Below are 17930 nucleotides of genomic sequence, written 5' to 3' on the forward strand. Positions count from 1 at the left end.
GGCGCACCAGCCATTTCGAGCACGCGGTGCGCGGAGCGCACCCTACAGACTTGGCGGGTGCAGATGCTTTTGTAGGGTGCGCTTTGCGCACCAAGTTGCTCAGAGTCTGGATGTTCTGCGCACGAGGTAGACGTGGCTTTGCTATCGGACATCGGTCACGATTCGGTTTACTACTTTCTGACCGATTTGGTCTGCCTTTCCATTCGTCCTGGAGAAAAATCGGTGTCCCTGATCACGCCCTACGACCCACAGAACATCTTCGCTCAGATCATTCGGGGCGATGCGCCTTGCTACAAGCTCTACGAGGATGACGACGTACTCGCCTTTCTCGATCTGTTTCCGCAATCCTTTGGCCATACGTTGGTGATTCCGAAGCGCTCCGCTGCCTGCAATATCCTCGATGTGGATACCGAGGCGTTGGGCAAGGTGATGGCGGTGGTGCAGAAGCTCACCCGCGTGATCGTCGACGAGTTGCAGCCCGATGGCGTGCAGGTGGCGCAGTTCAATGGCGCGCCGGCGGGGCAGACGGTGTTTCATATTCACGTGCACATCGTCCCGCGCTACGCGGGCGAGGGCTTGGGTATTCATGCGGCGGGCAAGGCCGAACCGGAAGCGCTGGAAAAATTGCAGACACGGCTTGTGCAGCGGTTGGCGCAGCGAGCGTAGGGTGGGCTAGGCGGCGTTCCGCTTTGGCCTACTACTTCGGGCAAGGCATCTTCTTTGGTGGGCTGAAGCCCACCCTACGGCGCTGAAGCGGAGCGCCGCACGGCCCACCCTACGGCCCACCGAGAGATAGCAAGCCATCAGTGTCTCAATGCGTGACCAATGTCGTAGGGTGGGCTTCAGCCCACCATAGGTAGCCGCGTTGGTGGGCTAAAGCGGAACGCCGCCTGCCACCTAGCCGGCCACCAGCTGCGTCAGTGCATGCAGCACCAGTCCGACCAATCCACCAACCAGCGTGCCGTTGATGCGGATGTACTGCAGGTCCTTGCCCACACTCTGCTCCATCTGCTCGACCAACTCGCGGCTTTCCCAGTTCTCTACACGCTGGGCAATGTAATGGCCGATCTTGCCGCGATAGCGCTCGAGCATTGCCGGTGCGGCCGCCATCAACTGCTCGTTGATCCAGCTGCGCATGGTGGCATCTGCTGCCAGCGAGTCGCCGAGGCCCTGGGTCAGCTTGACGATACGCGTGCCGATGCGTGAGTCCGGACTGTCCAGATCGGTCTCCAGCCAATCGGTCAGCTCTTGCCAGAGCGTCCGGATGTAACCAGTGGTGGCGGGATGCTCCAGCAGTTGAGCGACGATGCGTTCGATCTCTAGCCGATAGTCAGGGTCGTGCTTGAGCCGCTCGATGTATTCCCCGACATGCTCGTCGAAACGCTCACGCAAAGGATGCTCGGGATCGTTCGCCACCTCGGCGATCACTGCCGAAACCCCATCGACGAACTTATTCGCCGACCAGCCACCGACGGCCTTGCCCAGACCAAGGTAACGCAGGGTTCGAACCTCGGCGGTGATGGCGTCAGCGACCAGTGCGCGGGTGTCGTCGTCCTGCAATAGCGCGTCGAGCTTGATCAGCGCTTCGTCGAGCATCGCCTGGTGTTTGCCTTGGCGGGTGAGCATTTCCAGCACCTGTCCGCATACCGGTGCGAGGTCGATCTTGCGCACACGGTTGATCAGCTTGGCCTGGACGAAGGCCTGCACACGCTCGTCATGTAGGGACTCGACGCCGAAACGTGCCATGCCGGTGAGCTGCCGGCCGACCGCAGCGGCGTTGTCTGGATGGCGCAGCCAATTGGCCAGGCGCCCGCCAAGATCCAGCGCTTCCAGCTTGGCCAGTACCAGTGGTGTGGACAGGAAATGGGTGGTGATGAAGGTCGACAGGTTCTGCCCGATGCGCGCCTTGCTGCGCGGGATGATCGCCGTGTGCGGGATCGGCAGACCGAGCGGGTGACGGAACAGGGCGGTGACGGCGAACCAGTCGGCAATGGCACCGACCATCGCGGCTTCGGCGAACGAGGCGAGGTAGCCCCAGGCCGGATGACGTGGCTCCATGGCGGTGGCGATGATGTAGAGCAGGGCGGCGAGCAGCAGGAGCAGGCCAGCGACCAGCTTCATGCGTGCAACCGGTGATTGCCAGCGGCTGTGCAGAGGGCTCATGCGATTCCTCTTGATGGCGGCGGATGATGAAACGAGGCGGTGTCGGCCGGCGGGCCGACGGGTCTGCCCATACAGCACAGACCCGTTTGGGCGGGAGCGGGTTCGATGAGCCCGCTTGTTGCGCGTGGTGAAAGGAGCGGCTTATTCCTCGTCGTCTTCTTCGCGTAGCAGTACGTAGGTGCCGTCAGCCAGGCGCTCGCAGATATAGAACATGGAAATCGTACCGTCCTGCTCGGTCACGGCGGCGTAATCATCCGCCTCGACGGTGAAGTAGCCCTTGGAGTCGGCGCCTGCTTCGCTGGCGAATACGGCGGTGAAGAACGCGTCTTCAGGCATGCCGTCGAAGTAGTCGGCGCGCTCCTTGGCATCCCACTCGGCCGGCGGCTCGAAGTTGCCGGTGATGATGACGCGGGCATCGCCCATGTCCTGCTCTTCGCCGTCCGGGTCCGATTCGTGGGCGCGGTAGATGGTGCAGCTCAGGGCATTCGCGTCGGCCAGAATGCTGTCGCGCGTGTATTGATGGGTGGCAGGCATGGAGCGGCTCCGGTGCAGGTGGGATTGCGAGGCAGTGTGGTGGAGTCCTTGGGCGGCTGCAATCGCAAGTTGAGCGGGGCGGCGGATTCTTTTTTGTCACGGCGTGATGAGCGACCGCCGGCAAGCACACGGATGAACGCCCTCCAGCTGGGACGGTTCCAATTGATAGAACCCATCGGGCCATATAACGAGGTCGCCATGAACCAGAACCATCAGGATCACTCCGAGCACGAGATGCCCGCCGAGGAATCGCCGGACGTCACCATGACCGATAGCGGCGAGAAGGAGCCGGGCGAGGATCCGGACTTCGACGACAGTGAAATCGACGGCGACGAAGATCGCGGCTGACCCGATCCTCCGAGCGCAGCTGAGTCTGCGCTCGCTACTAGGAGCGTTCCATGGACAAATATCACGTAAACCCCACCCCGATGGGATGGGAACTGACCGATCCGCAATCCCAGGAAACGTTGCTACGTACCCTGACCAAGGATGAAATGCTGAGCGAACTGGACCAGTTCATGGCAGGCAAGACGGCTTCGGTCGAGGTTTACAGGCGCGACGGAGGGCTCGAGGAAGAGCGGCCTTATCCCGGTAGCAGCCATCCGATATCGACCCGCTAGCAGACCGTTGAATAACTACTCCAACGGCCTGCTAGATAGTGATCGCAGCATCTTTTGCGCACGGCGAGCGAGCAAACCTGTCATACCATCACCGCTTCGCTTATCTGGAGAAACCCGTATGCGCTTGCTCCTTGTCCTCGTTCCTCTTCTGGCTCTGGCCGGCTGTTCGTCTTGGCAAGCTGACCCAGAAGACATTAAACCCGTGCCGCAAGAGCGCTTGCGCGGCTATCAGACACCTGTCGCCAATGGCGGTGAGCTGGTGGTGACGCGTGATTTCGGCCTGCGTGGGGGCGGGTGCTACGTGGCGCTGATGGTGGACCGCAAGCTCGCCGCGCGCGTGCATGTCGGCGAGCAGGTGCGGTTGCAGGTGCCGGCGGGGATGCGCATTGTCAGCATCGAGTCCGATCCGGAGGACGATACCCTGTGTGGCAAAGGCAATCTGCTGCGCGAAAAGGCGGCGCGGGTCGAGACTGGCGAGACGCTGCACTTTCGCATCAGTGCCGACAATCGTATTGGCTTCGACATCCAGCAGGTCGAGGTCAAATAGCGACTCCTCGCCAACGCGGTAAACGTCCAGGTTGCCGCGTTTCACATGGTGAAATAATCGCCCTGTATCCTCGACGAACCCTTACGCGGCTTCTGGACTCCCATCTAGTCAGAACCGTTGTGCTTGAGCCTTTGCTGGCCAGCTTTTGCTGTCGCCACGGCTCCCAGCGAATCCCAATGACCTCGCGGCACGTTGCCGCTACAAGGAGTCGATGCGTGAAGAAAGTCATGCCCTCGTTGATGTTTGCCGCCGGCCTCGCGCTGGTCCCCTCGCTGCATGCCGAGCAGCGGCCGGTCTATGGACCGCAGATGGAAGGCTTCAGCTATCCGCATCCCATCGAGCGCTACGAGTTCTCATCGCAGGAGAAGGCGCTGTCCATGGCTTATATGGATGTCGAGCCCGAGGGAAAGGCCAATGGCCGCACCGTTGTGCTGCTACACGGCAAGAATTTCTGCGCCGCGACTTGGCAAGAAACCATCGCGGTGCTTTCCCAAAATGGCTACCGGGTGATTGCGCCGGACCAGATCGGCTTTTGCAGCTCCAGCAAACCGCAGGGCTATCAGTTCAGCTTCTCTCAGCTGGCGCATAACACCCAGGCGCTGCTGCAATCACTGGACGTGGATCGGGCCACCGTTATCGGCCACTCAATGGGCGGCATGCTGGCGGCGCGGTTTGCGCTGAACTATCCGAACATGGTCGAGCAGTTGGTGCTGGTCAATCCGATCGGCCTGGAAGACTGGCAGGCCGAAGGCGTGCCTTACGCGCCGATCGATCAGCTGTACCAGGGCGAACTGAAAACCGACTTCGACAAGATCAAGGCCTATCAAAAGAAGTTCTACTACAACGGCAACTGGAAGCCCGAGTACGACCGTTGGGTGAACATGCTGGCGGGCATGTATGCCGGGGAGGGCAAGGAGATCGTTGCCTGGAACCAGGCGCAGACGTCAGAAATGCTATTTACCCAGCCGGTCATCCATGAGTTCGAGAAGATTAGCATGCCGACGCTGTTGCTCATTGGTGGCAAGGACCGCACCGCACCCGGCGCCAACCGCGCGCCCGAGGAAGTGGCGCAACGCCTTGGCAACTACCCGGAGCTGGGCCGGCAGGCCGCCGCACTGATTCCCGATGCCACGCTGGTCCCATTCCCCGAGCTTGGCCATTCACCGCAGGTCGAGGCGCCGCAGGTGTTTCACAAGGCGTTGCTGAATGGGCTCCGGGCGCGCTGATGATTGTTGCGCTGGCAGCGCGTCGTGCTGCCAGCACTGGCGAACGTTGCGGCCATCGCAACTGTGCCTGGGTCAACTGCCTTAATGAGTAACCGCTACGCTGTCGTCCCGCGCCCGGCGCTCAGTAGGGAAAGCTGATGGTGACCTGCGCGCCGTTCTGGTTGCGCCGTATGACGGTCGCCTTGAAGCTTCGCGCCAGCGCCCCGATCAGCTCCATGCCCTTGGCTCCGCCGCGTGGGACGTCGTCGGCGAGGGCTTCTTCGCTGAAACCACGGCCTTGATCGGCGACGCAGATTTCAGCCATTCCCGGCCCGGTCTGCTTGACGGTGAGAAACACGCGATCCACTCCGCCGTGCTTGATGGCATTGATCATCAGCTCATTGACGATCAAACCGAGGTTGGAAGCGGTCTGGAACGGGACCTTAACGCTCTGCGCCTCGGTCACCAGGGTGGCGCTTTCGCCGCTCTCGATGCTCAAAACATTGCGTGCCAGATTGGGCAGGTATTCGGCGAGGTCCACCGTACCGCTGCTGTATTTGTGCAACTCGTTCTGCACCGCGCCGACACCGTGAATGCGGCTGATCGCACCCTGTAGCAGGGTCTTCGCTTCATCCCCGCGGGCGCGGTTCTTGGATAACTGCAGGAAGGAAATGATCAGCTGCAGGTTGTTTTTGACCCGATGGTTGAGCTCTGCCAGCAATACCCGCTGGTGCTCCTCAAGGTCGCGCTGCTCGGTGATATCGATGCAGCTGCCGAAATAACCAGCGAATTCGCCATTGCGAAAGAAGGGCGCGCCGTTGTCCAGAAACCAGCGGTAAACGCCATCGCTACGGCGCAGCCGGTAGGGCATGGTGAAGGACTCACGGGCATCGAAGGCATTCGTATAGGTTGCCACGCAGCGGTCGAAATCCTCTGGATGGACGTCGTCCGTCCAGCCATAGCCGAACAGTTGTTCTTGAGTCTTGCCGGAAAAATCCTGCCAGGGTTTGTTGAACCAGTCGCAGAGCTTGTCTGTGCGTGATCGCCAGATCATCACAGGGGCGTTGTCCGCCAGTTCGCGAAACTCGCGCTCACCCATGCCATCGATCTGCCCGCTCGCAATGCTGTCCGTTTGGTTCATGTTCCGGGTCCTTAACAATCGCTGGCGCGGCCAGGGGAAAAGATTTCCAGTGAAGCCGGCACGCGTATCGGCAACACCGGGCCGCCATTGAGCATCGCCTGCGCGATGCTTACGCTGAGCGCCAGGTCGCCTGGCTCGTACGGCTTACGCAACAAGCCTAGCGCGGCATCGGCGTTACTGCGCGCCGCCTCGAGCTGACCGCTGACGAACACCGAGGCGATACCGTGCAGCTTCAGCAGGCTACGGGCGAGCGATATGCCTTCATCATGTCCTGCAAGGTTGATATCGACGAGTGCAATGTCGGCGCTCTGGGTTTCGGCGAGGGCCATGGCTTGCTCGTCGTCATAGGCAGGACCGACGATCTGGTGACCCTCGTCCTCCAACGCTGAGGCGGCTATCAGCGCGAGAATGGGATCGTCTTCAACCAACAGGATACGCATGGCTTCCTTTTCGATATCGAAGGAGAGTGGCAACCGTCCTGTGGCCTCATGTACTGGCAGACGGCAGGGCGCGAAGTGTAGCAACGACAGCGCGCCGGACGTGACCGCTGGCTGTGCGATGGTGGCCACTTAGAGGGCGAATGATGGCACCAGTTCCGTGAAGGTTCGCTAGCTGGTGATGTTTGCCGTGTGCGCGGATTTGGAAGTTCGTCGGCGTCCTTCGACAGCCTTTTATAGCCGCGTTCTGTGCCTGAGGCCCAGGCCATGCTTTGCTTGCTATGGTGGGCCGGGCAGCGCCTTGCTTAGCCCACCAGAATCTCTATCTCGCCATCTTGTAGCGGCCGGTGCGGTGAGAGGCGGCTGTCGTCCCAACAGGTTCTACGGCTGTGCTGGCCAAAATCCGTCCGAGCGGGCAAGGTTGCATGAGGCCCACGGAGCGACGATCAGCTATGCCCAAGCACATCCTTCTGCCGTGCCGCGATGGTTATCAGCTCGCCGCGCAACTCTGGCTACCGCCGGGCGAGGCGCGCGGCTCGGTGATCGTCAGTAGCGCGACCGGCGTGCTGGCGCGCTACTACGCCCGGTACGCCGGCTTCCTGCGCGAGCAGGGCTACACAGTGCTGACCTATGACTACCGCGGCATCGGTGGTTCTCGGCCGGCGAATTTGCGTGGCGCAGGCATCCGCTGGCGCGACTGGGGCGATTACGATTTCGATGCGGCCGTGCGCTGGATGCGCCAGCGCGACCCGGACGGGTTGCTGGTTGCGGTGGGGCACAGTATTGGCGGCTTCATGCCGGGTTTTGCCAGGGCCGCGACCGAGGTCGATCGCTTTCTCAGCGTCGGTGCGCAATATGCTTACTGGCGTGATTATGCTCCCGCGCAGCGCTGGCAGATGTTCGCCAGATGGCATCTGTTCATGCCAGCTGTGACCGCGCTGTACGGTTATTTTCCCGGACGGCGGCTGGGCTGGCTGGAAGACCTGCCCGCGGGTGTCGCCCACGAATGGGCGTTTCGCCGGGCCCGGTTGGAGGCCAGCTATCCATTAAACGAGCGCGACGAAGTACTGCAGCGCTTTGCGGCGATTCGTGCGCCGATATTGGCGGTCAGCGTGACTGACGACGAGTACGGAACCCCTCCGGCCCTTCGCCGTGGCCTTGATTACTACCGCAACAGCCACAGGCAGCACGTCCAGCTCAGCCCGGAGGCGTTGGGCATGCAGAAGGTCGGGCACTTCGATCTGTTCCGTGAGCGGCACCGCGACGGCTTCTGGCAATCGACGCTGGAGTGGATCGGTAAGGGCCACAATCCCTGGCCACTGTTCGAAGCCCTTGCGCCTGAAGCGCCGGCCATCGTCGAGCTTGTTACCGACCCCGCTGCCGATCCGGGTTGATGCCGGGGATATTAATTCCACGCAACCTCTTGGCGCTCCATGGGTTATGCACGTGAACGCGCAGTTTTCGCTCAGTCCGTGGCGTTCAGATAGCAAGCCGACCAAGCAGGTACCTATTGGGTGCTTGCCATCGGTAGATTCGGATGAATGAAACGGTTCAGGGAAACCCTCGCAAGAACCTAGGGTCGCTAGACAGACGCCCTTCCTTTTGGCGGCTGTCTATCAACGCTACGGAGGTTTCGCATGTACCGTCGCTCCTTTATCTCGACCGCTGCGCTAGGCGGAATTGGGCTCGCCTTGTCGCCTATGCTGGCGTATGCCCAAGCGCGGACCGACAGCACACAGGCAAGCCAGTCGCCCAATAGCCTGCCGATGAACAGCGGCAATCATGAGCGGTACCGGCCGTTGTATCGCTTCGGTCTCGGTGGTGCGATCGGGCTGGGTGATATGCGCCGTGAGATGTCCGAGCAGCAGGCGCTGATGTTGTTGCAGGAGGCCTGGAAACTCGGGGTTCGCTACTACGACACTTCACCCTGGTATGGTCTCGGGCTCAGCGAGCGACGGCACGCCATGCTGCTCTCTGCTCGAGAGCATGACGCCTACATACTGTCGACCAAGGTAGGCCGTCTGCTGAAGCCTGAACCCGGCTATTCGCACGACGACTGGAAGGGCGTCAGCAATTTCAACTACGAGTATGACTACACCGCAGCCGGTACCCGCCGCTCCATTGAAGACAGCCTGCAGCGCATGGGCGTGCCCAGCCTGGATGTGGTGTTCATACACGACCTGTCGCCAGACAATGTCGACATGGGCGAAGGCTGGAAAGAACACTTTGAAGTGGCGGTCAAAGGTGCAATGCCAGAGCTGGTAAAAATGCGCGAAGAGGGACTGATCAAGGCGTGGGGCATGGGGGTCAACACGTTGCCGCCTGCGCTTGGTGCCATTGAACGGTCAGATCCGGACATCATTCTTTCCGCTACCCAGTATTCACTGCTCAAGCACAAGGATACGCTGAATCAGTTATTTCCCGCGGCGGAAAAACAAGGCGTCTCGATAGTCGTCGGAGCGCCGCTCAATTCCGGGTATCTGGCTGGTAATGACTATTTCAATTACAGCCAGGACGTACCGCCCGAGATTCAGCACAAGCGTGAACGCTATCGTCAGTTGGCCCGCGAGCACCAAGTGGATCTGCGTACTGCGGCGTTACAATTTGCCAACGCACCCTCGGTGGTATCGGCGATCATTCCCGGCGCAAGTAAGCCCGAGCATGTGCGTGAGAACGTAGCATCGATGTCCGACCAGGTGACGGGCGAGTTCTGGTCGGCAGCCAAACAAGCCGGATTGATCGAAGAGAACGCACCGACTCCCAGTTGACGATGCTGCGGCGCTTTAGCCCGCCGCGCCTGGTGCGCGCGTCGCCGTATCGCCTGGCTTATTGCCGCTGCCACTGAGCAACTCGTCCAGAGCCCTGCGATAGGACTGCCGGCCAAGCCGCATGCTGTTGTTGTGGGTGCCGCCCTCGATCAGCAGCAGGCGTTTTGGTTGCTGAGCGGCGTCATAGAGTTCTTTGCTGAAGCGTGCCGGCACGTATTGATCGGCCGTGCCGTGCACCACCAGCAGAGGCATGCCGACTTGGTCGATTTTGTCGATGGAATCGAACTTCTGCGAGAGAAGCCAACGGATTGGCCAGGACGTGTCGGCCACTTCGGTGGCGATGTCGGCCAGGTTGGTAAAGGTGGACTCGATGATCAGTGCGCGCGCGGCCGGTGCCTCGTCGCGACGTTCGGCCTCGCGGCCAAGCTCGGCGGCTAGGTCCACGGCTACCGCTCCGCCCAATGAATGGCCGTAGATCAGGCGCTTGTCAGCGTCGGGCTGAAGCGTTTTCAAGTGATCCCAGGCGATGCGCGCATCCTGATAAACGCTGGCCTCGGACGGTAGCTCGCCAAGGCTTTGGCCGAAGCCGCGGTAATCGATGGCCAGTATCGAAAAGCCTAGCGAACGAAGCTGCTCGAGGCGAAACAGATGGCCGGTGAGATTCCAGCGCGAGCCATGCAGATAGAGCACGGCAGGCGCGTCGACCTGCTCGGCCGGCCACCACCAAGCATGGATGTTCTGGCTGTCGCCGAACGCCGGCGTGGTCAGTTCCAGCTCCTCGACGCTGTCCGGCAGCCCGCGGTACCAACTGGCGGTGCCGGGCTCGATGCGGAACACCAGCTCGCGCTCCTTCTGTTCGAGCATGGAACAGCCGACTGGCAGCAGGGCCAGCAGTGCTGCCATGACCAACGAGGCGAACATTCGGGTTCGGGTGCGAAACAACGGGAATTGCGACATGACGGCTCAGGTTCCTCCTGCTGAGCCGGCATTGAGCGTGCGGTCTGCCAGCTGCGCAAGCGGCGGGCGACGAGAAGTCTTTACCGCAGATTACGGCGCCGTTCGGGTTGATCGCCTTGTCAGTGACTTGGCCGCTCAGTCACAGGCCGCTGCCACGCTAGCGCCATGCGCCGGTTCGTTCCGTGCCGTCCAGGCCCACCAGAACACCAGCAAACCAGCCGCTCCGGTCGCCGCGCCGATGTAGCCGGTCGAGGTCCAGCCGAGCCCGGCGCTGATGGCCAGCCCGCCAAGCCAGGGACCGAGCGCGTTGGCGATGTTGAATGCGGCGTGGTTGGAGGCCGCTGCGAGCGTCTGGGCATCGGCGGCGACGTCCATCAGATGCGTCTGCAGCGCTGGCGACAGAGAAACCATCGTGCCCACCGCGAAGGCCGCCGGCAGGATAGTCCACAGCGAGTGCGCGGCGAAGGGGAACACCAGCAGCACCGCGATACTCCAGAGCAGCAACAAGGGAATCGCCTTGAAGCGCAACCGATCGAACAGCCAACCGCCGAACAGATTGCCGATAATGCCGCCCAGGCCAAAGGCAGCCAGGCCCACGGGGATCCAGCGCTCGCTGACTCCGGTGACCTCCAGCAGCGTTGGCGCCAGATAGGCGAATACGCAGAACATCCCGGCAAACCCGACGGAGCTGATCGCCAGCGCCAGCCAGACCTGCTTGCGGTTGAAGTCACGCAGCTCGCGCATCGGGTTGGTGCGTGGCTCGTCGCGGTCGAGCGGCAGGAAGATTGCCACCAGCAACACTGTCAGCAGCGCGATCAGCCCCACTAGCCCGAATGCCCAGCGCCAGCTGAGCCATTGTCCGAGCCAGGTTGCGATGGGGTTGCCGATCAGCATGGCGATGGTCAGCCCGGCCAGTACACGGCTGACCGCCTTGGCGCGCTGATCCGGCGCCACCATCGAGGCGGCCACCAGCATTGCCACGCCGAAATAGGCTCCGTGGGGCAGGCCGGCGATGAAGCGGAACAGCATCAGTGAGTGATAGTCCGGCGCCATGGCGCTGGCGAAGTTGCCCAGCGCGAAGAAGCCCATCAGCAATAGCAGCAAATGCCGGCGAAACAGCCGCGCGCCGAGAATCGCCAATAGCGGCGCTCCGACCACGACGCCCAGCGCATAGGTGCTGATCACGTGGCCGACCTGCGGCTCGCTGATGCCTAGGCCCTGCGCGACGTTGGGCATCAACCCCATGATGGCGAACTCGCCGGTGCCGATAGCGAATCCGCCCATGGCCAGCGCCAGTTCGATCAACAGGATGGCGCGCGGCGAAAAGCGCTGCGTCGACGGATTGGCGTGCGCCGTCATGGTTGGCCTCGGATGGTATTGGAAAAGCGCGGATTATCCCGATAAGGCGCCCGGAAGGGGAGGGCCGCCGGTGATCGATTCAGAACACAGAGATCGAACGGCGGCGCGATGGTTCAACGGCGCGCCACGGACCGTTGTACCCGGCGACCCGTAGAGAGCAGAAATGCAGTTGTCGTTAGCTGCCGATCTTGCTCAACAGCGCGTGGGTATCGGCGGCACCCATCAGCGCCGCGGCAGCGAGTGGCGTGGCGCCATTATTGTCGGCAGCCTGAGGGTTCGCGCCCTGAGCAATCAGGTACTCGACGATCTCGGTGCGGTTGAACATCGCGGCCATCATCAGGGCGGTCTTGCCATCGGGCGATGCGCCCTCGACGTCGGCGCCATGTTCGAGCAGCAGCTTGATCATCGCCAAATCGCCCTTGAAGGCCGCGCCTGCCAGGGGTGTCTGGCCCTTGTCGTTGCGCAATTGAGGGTCGGCTCCGTTTTCCAGCAGTACGCGCGCTGCATCACGATGGCCATGATAGGCCGCGAGCATCAACAGACTGTCGCCATTGTGGTTGCGGATATTCGGTGGCAGGCCCCGGCCGAGGAGGTCGGCGAGACGCGCGGCGTCTCCTTGACGGGTGCTGTCGAACACCTGCTCGGCAAAGGCGAGGGCGGCGTCGTCCAGTTGGGGCTTGGGTTTGTCGGCTTGGCTCATGCTGGCTCCTCGAATATGCGCAACCGCTGGCCTCGATTGGCCAGCGGTCGCCATTGTGCCAAGCGCTGCGCCGGTTGGCGTGCTTGCATAGGCTATCCGGCGCATAGACCGGTTTTATCGGTTGGTGTTCAAAGGGTGCGCAGGAAGGCCACCAGATCGGCCTTCTCGTCCTGATTCAGACCGCGCTGCAGCACCAGGTTGAAGAACTCCACCGTATCGTCCAGCGTCAGCAGGCGCCCATCGTGCAGGTACGGCGGCGAATCCTTGATGCCGCGTAGCGGGAAGGTCTTGATCGGTCCGTCGCCCACCGCCATCACTCCGTTGTATTCCTGCGGTTCGTAAAAGCGCTCGGTCTGCAGGTTATGCATCAGATGGTCGGTGTAGTAGGGCGGCGCGTGGCAGCTGGCGCAGGCGCCTTTGCCGTGGAATATCTGCTCGCCACGCAGTTCCTGCTCGCTGGCCTTGGCCGGATCGAGACGGCCTTCGACGTTGAGCTTCGGGGCCGGCGGGAAGTCGAGCAGGGCCTGGAACTCACCCATGAAATGCACCTGGCTGCCTCGATCGAGCACGTTCACGCCTTTCTTTGCGGCCATGACGATATCGCCGTCGAAGTAGGCTGCGCGCTGCTCGAATTCGGTGAAGTCCTCAACCGTCTTCAGCGCCCGCTGCGAGCCGAATATCTGCTGGACGTTCACACCGCGCAGGGTCGGGGTGTCGATGCGGTGGCGGAATTCCTGTGGCCGAACATCGCCCGCCAGGTGGGTGGAGGCGTTGGTGTGACCATTGGCGTGGCAATCGAAGCAGGCGACGCCCGTATGCGGATGCTCGCTGCGACGGTCGTCGGTGGCGTTGAATTGCTGTTGCGGAAAAGTCGTGACCAGCAGCCGCAGGCCTTCCAGTTGCTTGGGATTGAGAATGCCGTTGAACATCTCGAAGTAGTTGCGGATGTTCACCAGTTTGCCCTGGGACACATCGCCCAGATCCGGTCGGGTGGTGAGATAGATCGGTGCCGGGAATTCCGGCAGGAAATGATCGGGCAGATCGAAATCCAGATCGAAACGGGTGAGGTCTCGGCCCTCGATTTCGTTGACCTCATCGATCTGGAACTGCGGAAAAACCATGCCGCCTTCGGGATGGTTGGGATGCGGCAGAGGCATGAAGCCGGCCGGAAAGCGTTTCTGCTGGCGAATCTGCTCGGGGCTGAGCTTGGCCAGTTCCTCCCAGCTGCCGTCCGCCAGCTTGACCCGCACGCCAGTCTGGATCGGCTTGCCGCGAGCCATGGTGACCTCATCATCGGGCGTGTCGCTGAGGTCGTAGCGCTGCTCCAGCAAGCTCATGTGGGTTTCGCGGATTGCCGGTTTTTCCGCTTTCATGCGCTGCATGATCGAGTCGAAGTGCTCGGTGATTCTCACCGGATGGTAGCTGGACGGCTTTTCGCCCTCGGCCCCATGTACTACGCAAGGCAGAACGAGGGTGGCGCCGAGCGCAATGGCCAGGCGCAAGGGAGCGCTGCAGGTCTTCATTATTGTTTTCCTCACGGGCTGGTAGGTATTGAAGGCCTAGAAGCGAATCGCAGCGTGGGAAAATAGGCTCAGGCTATTGGGGCGATAGACTCTTCACTATGTAGCGGCAATGTATGCGCGCAGCGCACGGCTGCCGTGAGCTAAGTGTGTTTGATAGCGCATTGCCTTATAGCCGGATTAGGGAACATTGCATCTTTTATGCAGAAATGATCCAAGCCAAAGGTGCCGTAACGGATCTGTCGAAGCCGGGTGGCTGTGGCAATATCCCGCTCCCGCCGAAGCGAATGCCGTACATGAAACCCGAAGATCTCGAACGTCTGGTGACCCAGACCATGCCCTACGGCAAGTACAAGGGGCGACTGATCGCCGACCTGCCGGGCAACTACCTCAACTGGTTCGCCAGGGTGGGTTTCCCGCCGGGGGAAATCGGCCAGTTGCTGGCGCTGATGCAGGAGATCGATCACAACGGCCTGTCGCCCCTGCTCGAACCGCTACGCCGACGCTAAACCTGTAGAGCCGAATTTATTCGGCCGGTTCTGCTGAGGGCCGATAGATAGAAAGCGGCATCCCGTTCCACCGAGGCCGAACAAGATCGGCCCTACGGTGTTGTGAGTTATTCGCCGAGTTCCGCCTGCAGTGCGGCCAACGCAGGCGCGGCGTAAATGCCGACTTCTACGGCCAGCGCCATCACTCGCTCGACGTCGCAGGTGTAGACCAGCACCGCCTGAAGTTCGTTATCCAGCGGTTCGCTGAAGTCCACCAGTACGTAGCCGCCCTTCTCGGGGTAGAGCGCGCCGAGTTGCGTCTGGATCCGGTTGAGCGCCTTCAAGGGCTCGGTCTTGGCCAGCTGTTTGGGTTGCAGCACGAAGTTGACGCTCTCGCCAAACGAGGCGCGGATCTGCTCGAACAATGCCTGATAGTCGTCGGCCTGGAACAGCACCGTGTCCGGCAGGCTGCCGACGACCACCCATTCGCCCAGTGGAATGGGGAAGTCATCGTCGTAATTGATATCCGGATTGGCCTGCAGAAAGCCCTGGGGATCGGCATAGGCCTGCGCGGCTTCGTCGGCGACGCGGTTGATTTCCTCATCGCTCATGCAGCCGGAGCTGATGAGGCGGATCAATTCGGCGAGTGAATCTTTCATCGGGCGGTCCTGGCTTGTTGGGCGCGCAAGAATAACGTAAGCCGGTTGCGGCCGGCAGTAACTGCCCTGATGAGCAATATGGGGCGGTACCGGGGCCGACAGCGTGGCCGGCGCTACGATTGCCGACCTGTGATCTGCTTGTCCGCTTTTCAACGCGCGGCTGCAGCTTCTGTCAGGTTTTCGTGCACAATAGCCGCCATATAAAACAGATGCGGGATGAGGCTAGCGATCGGCGCTGCCGGCATCGCTCTGTTCCGACGCCAGACAACGATCAGCCAATATTCAAGAGGAACGACTGTGCATAACGTCGTCATCAGCGGTACCGGCCTTTATACCCCTGCCCAGAGCATTTCCAACGACGAGCTGGTGGAGTCCTTCAACACTTACTCGCTCCGCTTCAATACCGAGCATGCCGCTGCCATCGAAGCTGGTGAAGTGCAGCCGATGCCCGAGTCCAGCTCAGCCTTCATCGAGAAGGCGTCCGGTATCAAGAGCCGCTTCGTGACCGACAAGGCCGGCATCCTCGATCCCGACCGCATGGTTCCGCGCATTCCCGAGCGCAGCAATGACGAGTGGTCGATTCTTTGCGAAATGTCGGTGAAAGCCGCCGAAGAGGCACTGGCCAGAGCGGGCAAAACCGCCGCGGACATCGACGGGGTGATCGTGGCGTGCTCCAACCTGCAGCGTGCCTACCCGGCGGTAGCCATCGAAGTGCAGGCGGCACTGGGCATCAAGGGCTTCGGCTTCGACATGAACGTCGCCTGTTCCTCGGCCACCTTCGGTATCCAGAACGCTGCCAACGCGGTGCAACTGGGCCAGGCGCGGGCAGTGTTGATGGTCAATCCGGAAATCTGCACCGGCCACATGAACTTCCGCGATCGCGACAGCCACTTCATCTTTGGCGACGCCTGCACCGCAGTGATCGTCGAGCGCGCCGACCTGGCGACCTCCAAGCATCAGTGGGATGTCATCAGCACCAAACTGGTGACCGAATTCTCCAACAACATCCGCAACAACTTCGGCTTCCTCAACCGCACCGCCGAGGAATACATGACCAACCCGGACAAGCTATTCGTCCAGGAAGGCCGCAAGGTGTTCAAGGAAGTCTGCCCGATGGTGGCCGAGTTGATCGGCGAGCACCTGAAGGAAAACGATATTGAGGTCGGCTCGGTCAAGCGCTTCTGGCTGCATCAGGCCAACCTCAACATGAACCACCTGATCGTGCGCAAGCTGCTGGGTCGCGACGCCAGCGCCGAAGAGGCGCCTGTGATTCTCGACACCTACGCCAACACCAGTTCGGCCGGCTCGGTGATTGCCTTTCACAAGCACCAGGACGACCTGCCGGCTGGGAGCCTTGGTGTGCTCAGCTCTTTCGGTGCCGGTTACTCGATTGGCAGCGTGATCCTGCGCAAGCGCTGATCCCCGCGTCCGCTGCCTCTCGAACCGGGAGGCAGCGCGCAGTATTTCCCACCTTCTCGCCTGCTTCCAGCGGTCCGCTTGGACCGCTCTGCAATGCCCATTGCAGAAAGTTCCCACAACTTTGAACTGTCATATTGCGGCAAATCTTCTGTCACATCGGCTTCCCATAATCGCCTCCGTCGAACAAGACGACGTCATGTCACTCGCAGGACGACGTTTCATAACCGAAGGAGCTTTTCCGATGAAGAAGAAGTTGATTGCGATTGCTGTTGGTGCTGCGATGGCGGTGCCGGCTGTGGCAATGGCCGATATAAGCATCTACGGCCGTGCGCACGTGTCGGTGGATTTTCTGGATGACGGTGCCGACTATTCCGAAACCAACCTGTCGAGCAACTCTTCGCGCCTGGGTTTCAAGGGTGACCACCAGATCAACCCGAATCTGAACGCATTCTTCCAGATCGAGCAGGAAGTTCTGTTTGGCTCCGATAACGGCAGCAGCTTCAACACCCGTGACACCTTCGTTGGCTTGAGTGGCAACTTCGGTGCGGCGCAGATTGGTCGCTTCGACAGCCCGTTCAAGGTCGCCCGTGGTCCGGCCAACCTGTTCGGTGATCAGGTCGGTGACATGCGTAACCTGACGCGTGTCGGCGATGCCCGTTTCGATGAGCGCTACGACAACACCATCCAGTACACCACGCCTGACTTCGGTGGCTTCAACGCCAAGCTGGCCTACTCGGTCCATGAAGGTCAGTCGGTACAGCTGGATGACGAAGGTGATGCGCTCGACAGTGACTCCATGAGCATGTCGCTGAACTACGCCGGTGGCCCGCTCGAGGCATCTCTGGCATACGAGCAGGCTGAAGAGGACACCAGTCGTGGCGAGCGTGATGGGATTCGTGCCGCTGCAGCCTACAAGCTGACCGACGCGTTCAAGCTGGTTGGCTTCTATCAGACCATCGAGTATGACGATGCTGATGCCTCGGATCTGGAGCGCGACCTGTGGACGTCGGACGTTTATGGCGTGGGTGGCGAATACAAGATCGCTTCCAATACCGCGCTTAAGGCCATGTGGATGACCCGCGACGCCGACGCGGATGATGCTGACGCCGATATGTGGGTCGTGGGTGTCGAGCACAAGCTGGACAAGGCAGTCCGTGTCTATGCCAACTACGCAGTGCTGGACAACGATGACGCGATTCGCATGAACCCGTGGAGCCAAGGCCGCTCCGCCAACCCATCCAGCTCCGATGACGCTTTCGGTGAGCAAGCCTCTGCCTTCACCGTGGGGCTGCGCTACGACTTCTGATCCTGCTTGGCGGGATGGGTAAACAAACCGGGCTGTTCCCATAGGGGCAGCCCGGTTTGTCATTTGGCTGACATTTTTCAGTCTTATTCTTGTTTTCCGATTGTCAT

At 61.1% G+C, this 17930-nt stretch carries 19 protein-coding genes; 10 read left to right on the forward strand and 9 right to left on the reverse strand.

Annotated features, from left to right (window positions below; all coding sequences use genetic code 11):
- Positions 1 to 222: 222 nt before the first annotated feature.
- Complete coding sequence (locus tag GYM54_RS19465; RefSeq protein WP_181102032.1) at positions 223 to 666, forward strand: HIT family protein; 444 nt, start codon at positions 223 to 225, stop codon at positions 664 to 666.
- A 231-nt stretch (positions 667 to 897) separates the two neighbouring features.
- On the opposite strand, the gene GYM54_RS19470 is transcribed toward GYM54_RS19465, so the two are convergent.
- Together GYM54_RS19470 and GYM54_RS19475 are read right to left on the reverse strand one after the other, a co-directional pair.
- Positions 898 to 2163, reverse strand: coding sequence for a DUF445 domain-containing protein (locus tag GYM54_RS19470; protein WP_181101792.1), 1266 nt, complete (start codon positions 2161 to 2163; stop codon positions 898 to 900).
- A 141-nt stretch (positions 2164 to 2304) separates the two neighbouring features.
- Complete coding sequence (locus GYM54_RS19475; protein ID WP_131651144.1) at positions 2305 to 2697, reverse strand: hypothetical protein; 393 nt, start codon at positions 2695 to 2697, stop codon at positions 2305 to 2307.
- A gap of 198 nt (positions 2698 to 2895) precedes the next feature.
- Here GYM54_RS19475 and GYM54_RS19480 point away from each other — a divergent pair, with 198 nt between their 5' ends.
- The 4 genes from GYM54_RS19480 to GYM54_RS19495 all read left to right on the forward strand — a co-directional run bounded on the left by GYM54_RS19480 (position 2896) and on the right by GYM54_RS19495 (position 5090).
- Positions 2896 to 3045: a hypothetical protein gene (locus GYM54_RS19480; RefSeq protein WP_165914255.1), complete on the forward strand. Its 150-nt coding sequence runs from the start codon at positions 2896 to 2898 to the stop codon at positions 3043 to 3045.
- Between the two features lie 50 nt (positions 3046 to 3095).
- Complete coding sequence (locus tag GYM54_RS19485) at positions 3096 to 3317, forward strand: hypothetical protein (RefSeq protein ID WP_131651145.1); 222 nt, start codon at positions 3096 to 3098, stop codon at positions 3315 to 3317.
- A 118-nt stretch (positions 3318 to 3435) separates the two neighbouring features.
- Positions 3436 to 3864, forward strand: a complete 429-nt coding sequence (locus GYM54_RS19490) for a 3-isopropylmalate dehydratase (RefSeq protein ID WP_181101790.1) — start codon at positions 3436 to 3438, stop codon at positions 3862 to 3864.
- A gap of 239 nt (positions 3865 to 4103) precedes the next feature.
- A complete protein-coding gene (locus GYM54_RS19495; RefSeq protein WP_374105201.1) occupies positions 4104 to 5090 on the forward strand; it encodes an alpha/beta fold hydrolase in 987 nt (328 codons plus the stop codon).
- A 121-nt stretch (positions 5091 to 5211) separates the two neighbouring features.
- On the opposite strand, the gene GYM54_RS19500 is transcribed toward GYM54_RS19495, so the two are convergent.
- Both GYM54_RS19500 and GYM54_RS19505 read right to left on the reverse strand, forming a co-directional pair.
- Positions 5212 to 6210, reverse strand: a complete 999-nt coding sequence (locus GYM54_RS19500) for a sensor histidine kinase (protein WP_181101786.1) — start codon at positions 6208 to 6210, stop codon at positions 5212 to 5214.
- 11 nt (positions 6211 to 6221) lie between these two features.
- A complete protein-coding gene (locus GYM54_RS19505; protein ID WP_181101784.1) occupies positions 6222 to 6650 on the reverse strand; it encodes a response regulator in 429 nt (142 codons plus the stop codon).
- A gap of 449 nt (positions 6651 to 7099) precedes the next feature.
- On the opposite strand from GYM54_RS19505, the gene GYM54_RS19510 reads away from it, so the two are divergent.
- Positions 7100 to 8041, forward strand: coding sequence for an alpha/beta fold hydrolase (locus GYM54_RS19510; protein WP_181101783.1), 942 nt, complete (start codon positions 7100 to 7102; stop codon positions 8039 to 8041).
- Positions 8042 to 8284: 243 nt separating this feature from the next.
- Positions 8285 to 9415, forward strand: a complete 1131-nt coding sequence (locus GYM54_RS19515; protein WP_197445462.1) for an aldo/keto reductase — start codon at positions 8285 to 8287, stop codon at positions 9413 to 9415.
- A 15-nt stretch (positions 9416 to 9430) separates the two neighbouring features.
- On the opposite strand, the gene GYM54_RS19520 is transcribed toward GYM54_RS19515, so the two are convergent.
- The 4 genes from GYM54_RS19520 to GYM54_RS19535 all read right to left on the reverse strand — a co-directional run bounded on the left by GYM54_RS19520 (position 9431) and on the right by GYM54_RS19535 (position 13954).
- Positions 9431 to 10372, reverse strand: a complete 942-nt coding sequence (locus GYM54_RS19520; protein ID WP_197445461.1) for an alpha/beta hydrolase — start codon at positions 10370 to 10372, stop codon at positions 9431 to 9433.
- Between the two features lie 135 nt (positions 10373 to 10507).
- A complete protein-coding gene (locus GYM54_RS19525) occupies positions 10508 to 11731 on the reverse strand; it encodes an MFS transporter (RefSeq protein WP_131651152.1) in 1224 nt (407 codons plus the stop codon).
- Between the two features lie 175 nt (positions 11732 to 11906).
- On the reverse strand, positions 11907 to 12431 hold the full coding sequence (locus GYM54_RS19530; protein ID WP_131651153.1) for an ankyrin repeat domain-containing protein: 525 nt from the start codon (positions 12429 to 12431) through the stop codon (positions 11907 to 11909).
- 128 nt (positions 12432 to 12559) lie between these two features.
- Positions 12560 to 13954 (reverse strand): cytochrome B6, encoded by a 1395-nt coding sequence (locus GYM54_RS19535; protein WP_181101777.1) that lies wholly within the window; start codon positions 13952 to 13954, stop codon positions 12560 to 12562.
- Positions 13955 to 14247: 293 nt separating this feature from the next.
- Here GYM54_RS19535 and GYM54_RS19540 point away from each other — a divergent pair, with 293 nt between their 5' ends.
- Entirely contained in the window at positions 14248 to 14460 is a 213-nt protein-coding gene (locus GYM54_RS19540) for a DUF3820 family protein (protein WP_181101775.1), read from the forward strand.
- 107 nt (positions 14461 to 14567) lie between these two features.
- Here the strand turns inward: GYM54_RS19540 and GYM54_RS19545 are convergent, their stop codons facing one another.
- Positions 14568 to 15098 (reverse strand): hypothetical protein, encoded by a 531-nt coding sequence (locus GYM54_RS19545; protein ID WP_181101773.1) that lies wholly within the window; start codon positions 15096 to 15098, stop codon positions 14568 to 14570.
- 297 nt (positions 15099 to 15395) lie between these two features.
- Between GYM54_RS19545 and GYM54_RS19550 the strand changes: the two genes are divergently transcribed.
- Both GYM54_RS19550 and GYM54_RS19555 read left to right on the forward strand, forming a co-directional pair.
- The gene (locus tag GYM54_RS19550) at positions 15396 to 16517 is read left to right on the forward strand and encodes a beta-ketoacyl-ACP synthase III (RefSeq protein ID WP_181101771.1); all 1122 of its coding nucleotides are present in this window, start codon (positions 15396 to 15398) and stop codon (positions 16515 to 16517) included.
- Positions 16518 to 16758: 241 nt separating this feature from the next.
- Positions 16759 to 17823: a porin gene (locus GYM54_RS19555; protein ID WP_131651158.1), complete on the forward strand. Its 1065-nt coding sequence runs from the start codon at positions 16759 to 16761 to the stop codon at positions 17821 to 17823.
- Positions 17824 to 17930 lie beyond the last annotated feature (107 nt).

The sequence above is a fragment of the Pseudomonas sp. MTM4 genome (genome assembly GCF_019355055.1).
Lineage (GTDB): Bacteria > Pseudomonadota > Gammaproteobacteria > Pseudomonadales > Pseudomonadaceae > Stutzerimonas.

Coding starts and splice junctions, on each gene's coding strand:
- GYM54_RS19480 (WP_165914255.1), top strand. CDS start 2,896: ATGAACCAGAACCATCAGGATCACTCCGAGCACGAGATGCCCGCCGAG.
- GYM54_RS19475 (WP_131651144.1), bottom strand. CDS start 2,697: ATGCCTGCCACCCATCAATACACGCGCGACAGCATTCTGGCCGACGCG.
- GYM54_RS19535 (WP_181101777.1), bottom strand. CDS start 13,954: ATGAAGACCTGCAGCGCTCCCTTGCGCCTGGCCATTGCGCTCGGCGCC.
- GYM54_RS19470 (WP_181101792.1), bottom strand. CDS start 2,163: ATGAGCCCTCTGCACAGCCGCTGGCAATCACCGGTTGCACGCATGAAG.
- GYM54_RS19510 (WP_181101783.1), top strand. CDS start 7,100: ATGCCCAAGCACATCCTTCTGCCGTGCCGCGATGGTTATCAGCTCGCC.
- GYM54_RS19515 (WP_197445462.1), top strand. CDS start 8,285: ATGTACCGTCGCTCCTTTATCTCGACCGCTGCGCTAGGCGGAATTGGG.
- GYM54_RS19545 (WP_181101773.1), bottom strand. CDS start 15,098: ATGAAAGATTCACTCGCCGAATTGATCCGCCTCATCAGCTCCGGCTGC.
- GYM54_RS19530 (WP_131651153.1), bottom strand. CDS start 12,431: ATGAGCCAAGCCGACAAACCCAAGCCCCAACTGGACGACGCCGCCCTC.
- GYM54_RS19525 (WP_131651152.1), bottom strand. CDS start 11,731: ATGACGGCGCACGCCAATCCGTCGACGCAGCGCTTTTCGCCGCGCGCC.
- GYM54_RS19505 (WP_181101784.1), bottom strand. CDS start 6,650: ATGCGTATCCTGTTGGTTGAAGACGATCCCATTCTCGCGCTGATAGCC.
- GYM54_RS19485 (WP_131651145.1), top strand. CDS start 3,096: ATGGACAAATATCACGTAAACCCCACCCCGATGGGATGGGAACTGACC.
- GYM54_RS19490 (WP_181101790.1), top strand. CDS start 3,436: ATGCGCTTGCTCCTTGTCCTCGTTCCTCTTCTGGCTCTGGCCGGCTGT.
- GYM54_RS19520 (WP_197445461.1), bottom strand. CDS start 10,372: ATGTCGCAATTCCCGTTGTTTCGCACCCGAACCCGAATGTTCGCCTCG.
- GYM54_RS19495 (WP_374105201.1), top strand. CDS start 4,104: ATGTTTGCCGCCGGCCTCGCGCTGGTCCCCTCGCTGCATGCCGAGCAG.
- GYM54_RS19555 (WP_131651158.1), top strand. CDS start 16,759: ATGAAGAAGAAGTTGATTGCGATTGCTGTTGGTGCTGCGATGGCGGTG.
- GYM54_RS19500 (WP_181101786.1), bottom strand. CDS start 6,210: ATGAACCAAACGGACAGCATTGCGAGCGGGCAGATCGATGGCATGGGT.
- GYM54_RS19540 (WP_181101775.1), top strand. CDS start 14,248: ATGAAACCCGAAGATCTCGAACGTCTGGTGACCCAGACCATGCCCTAC.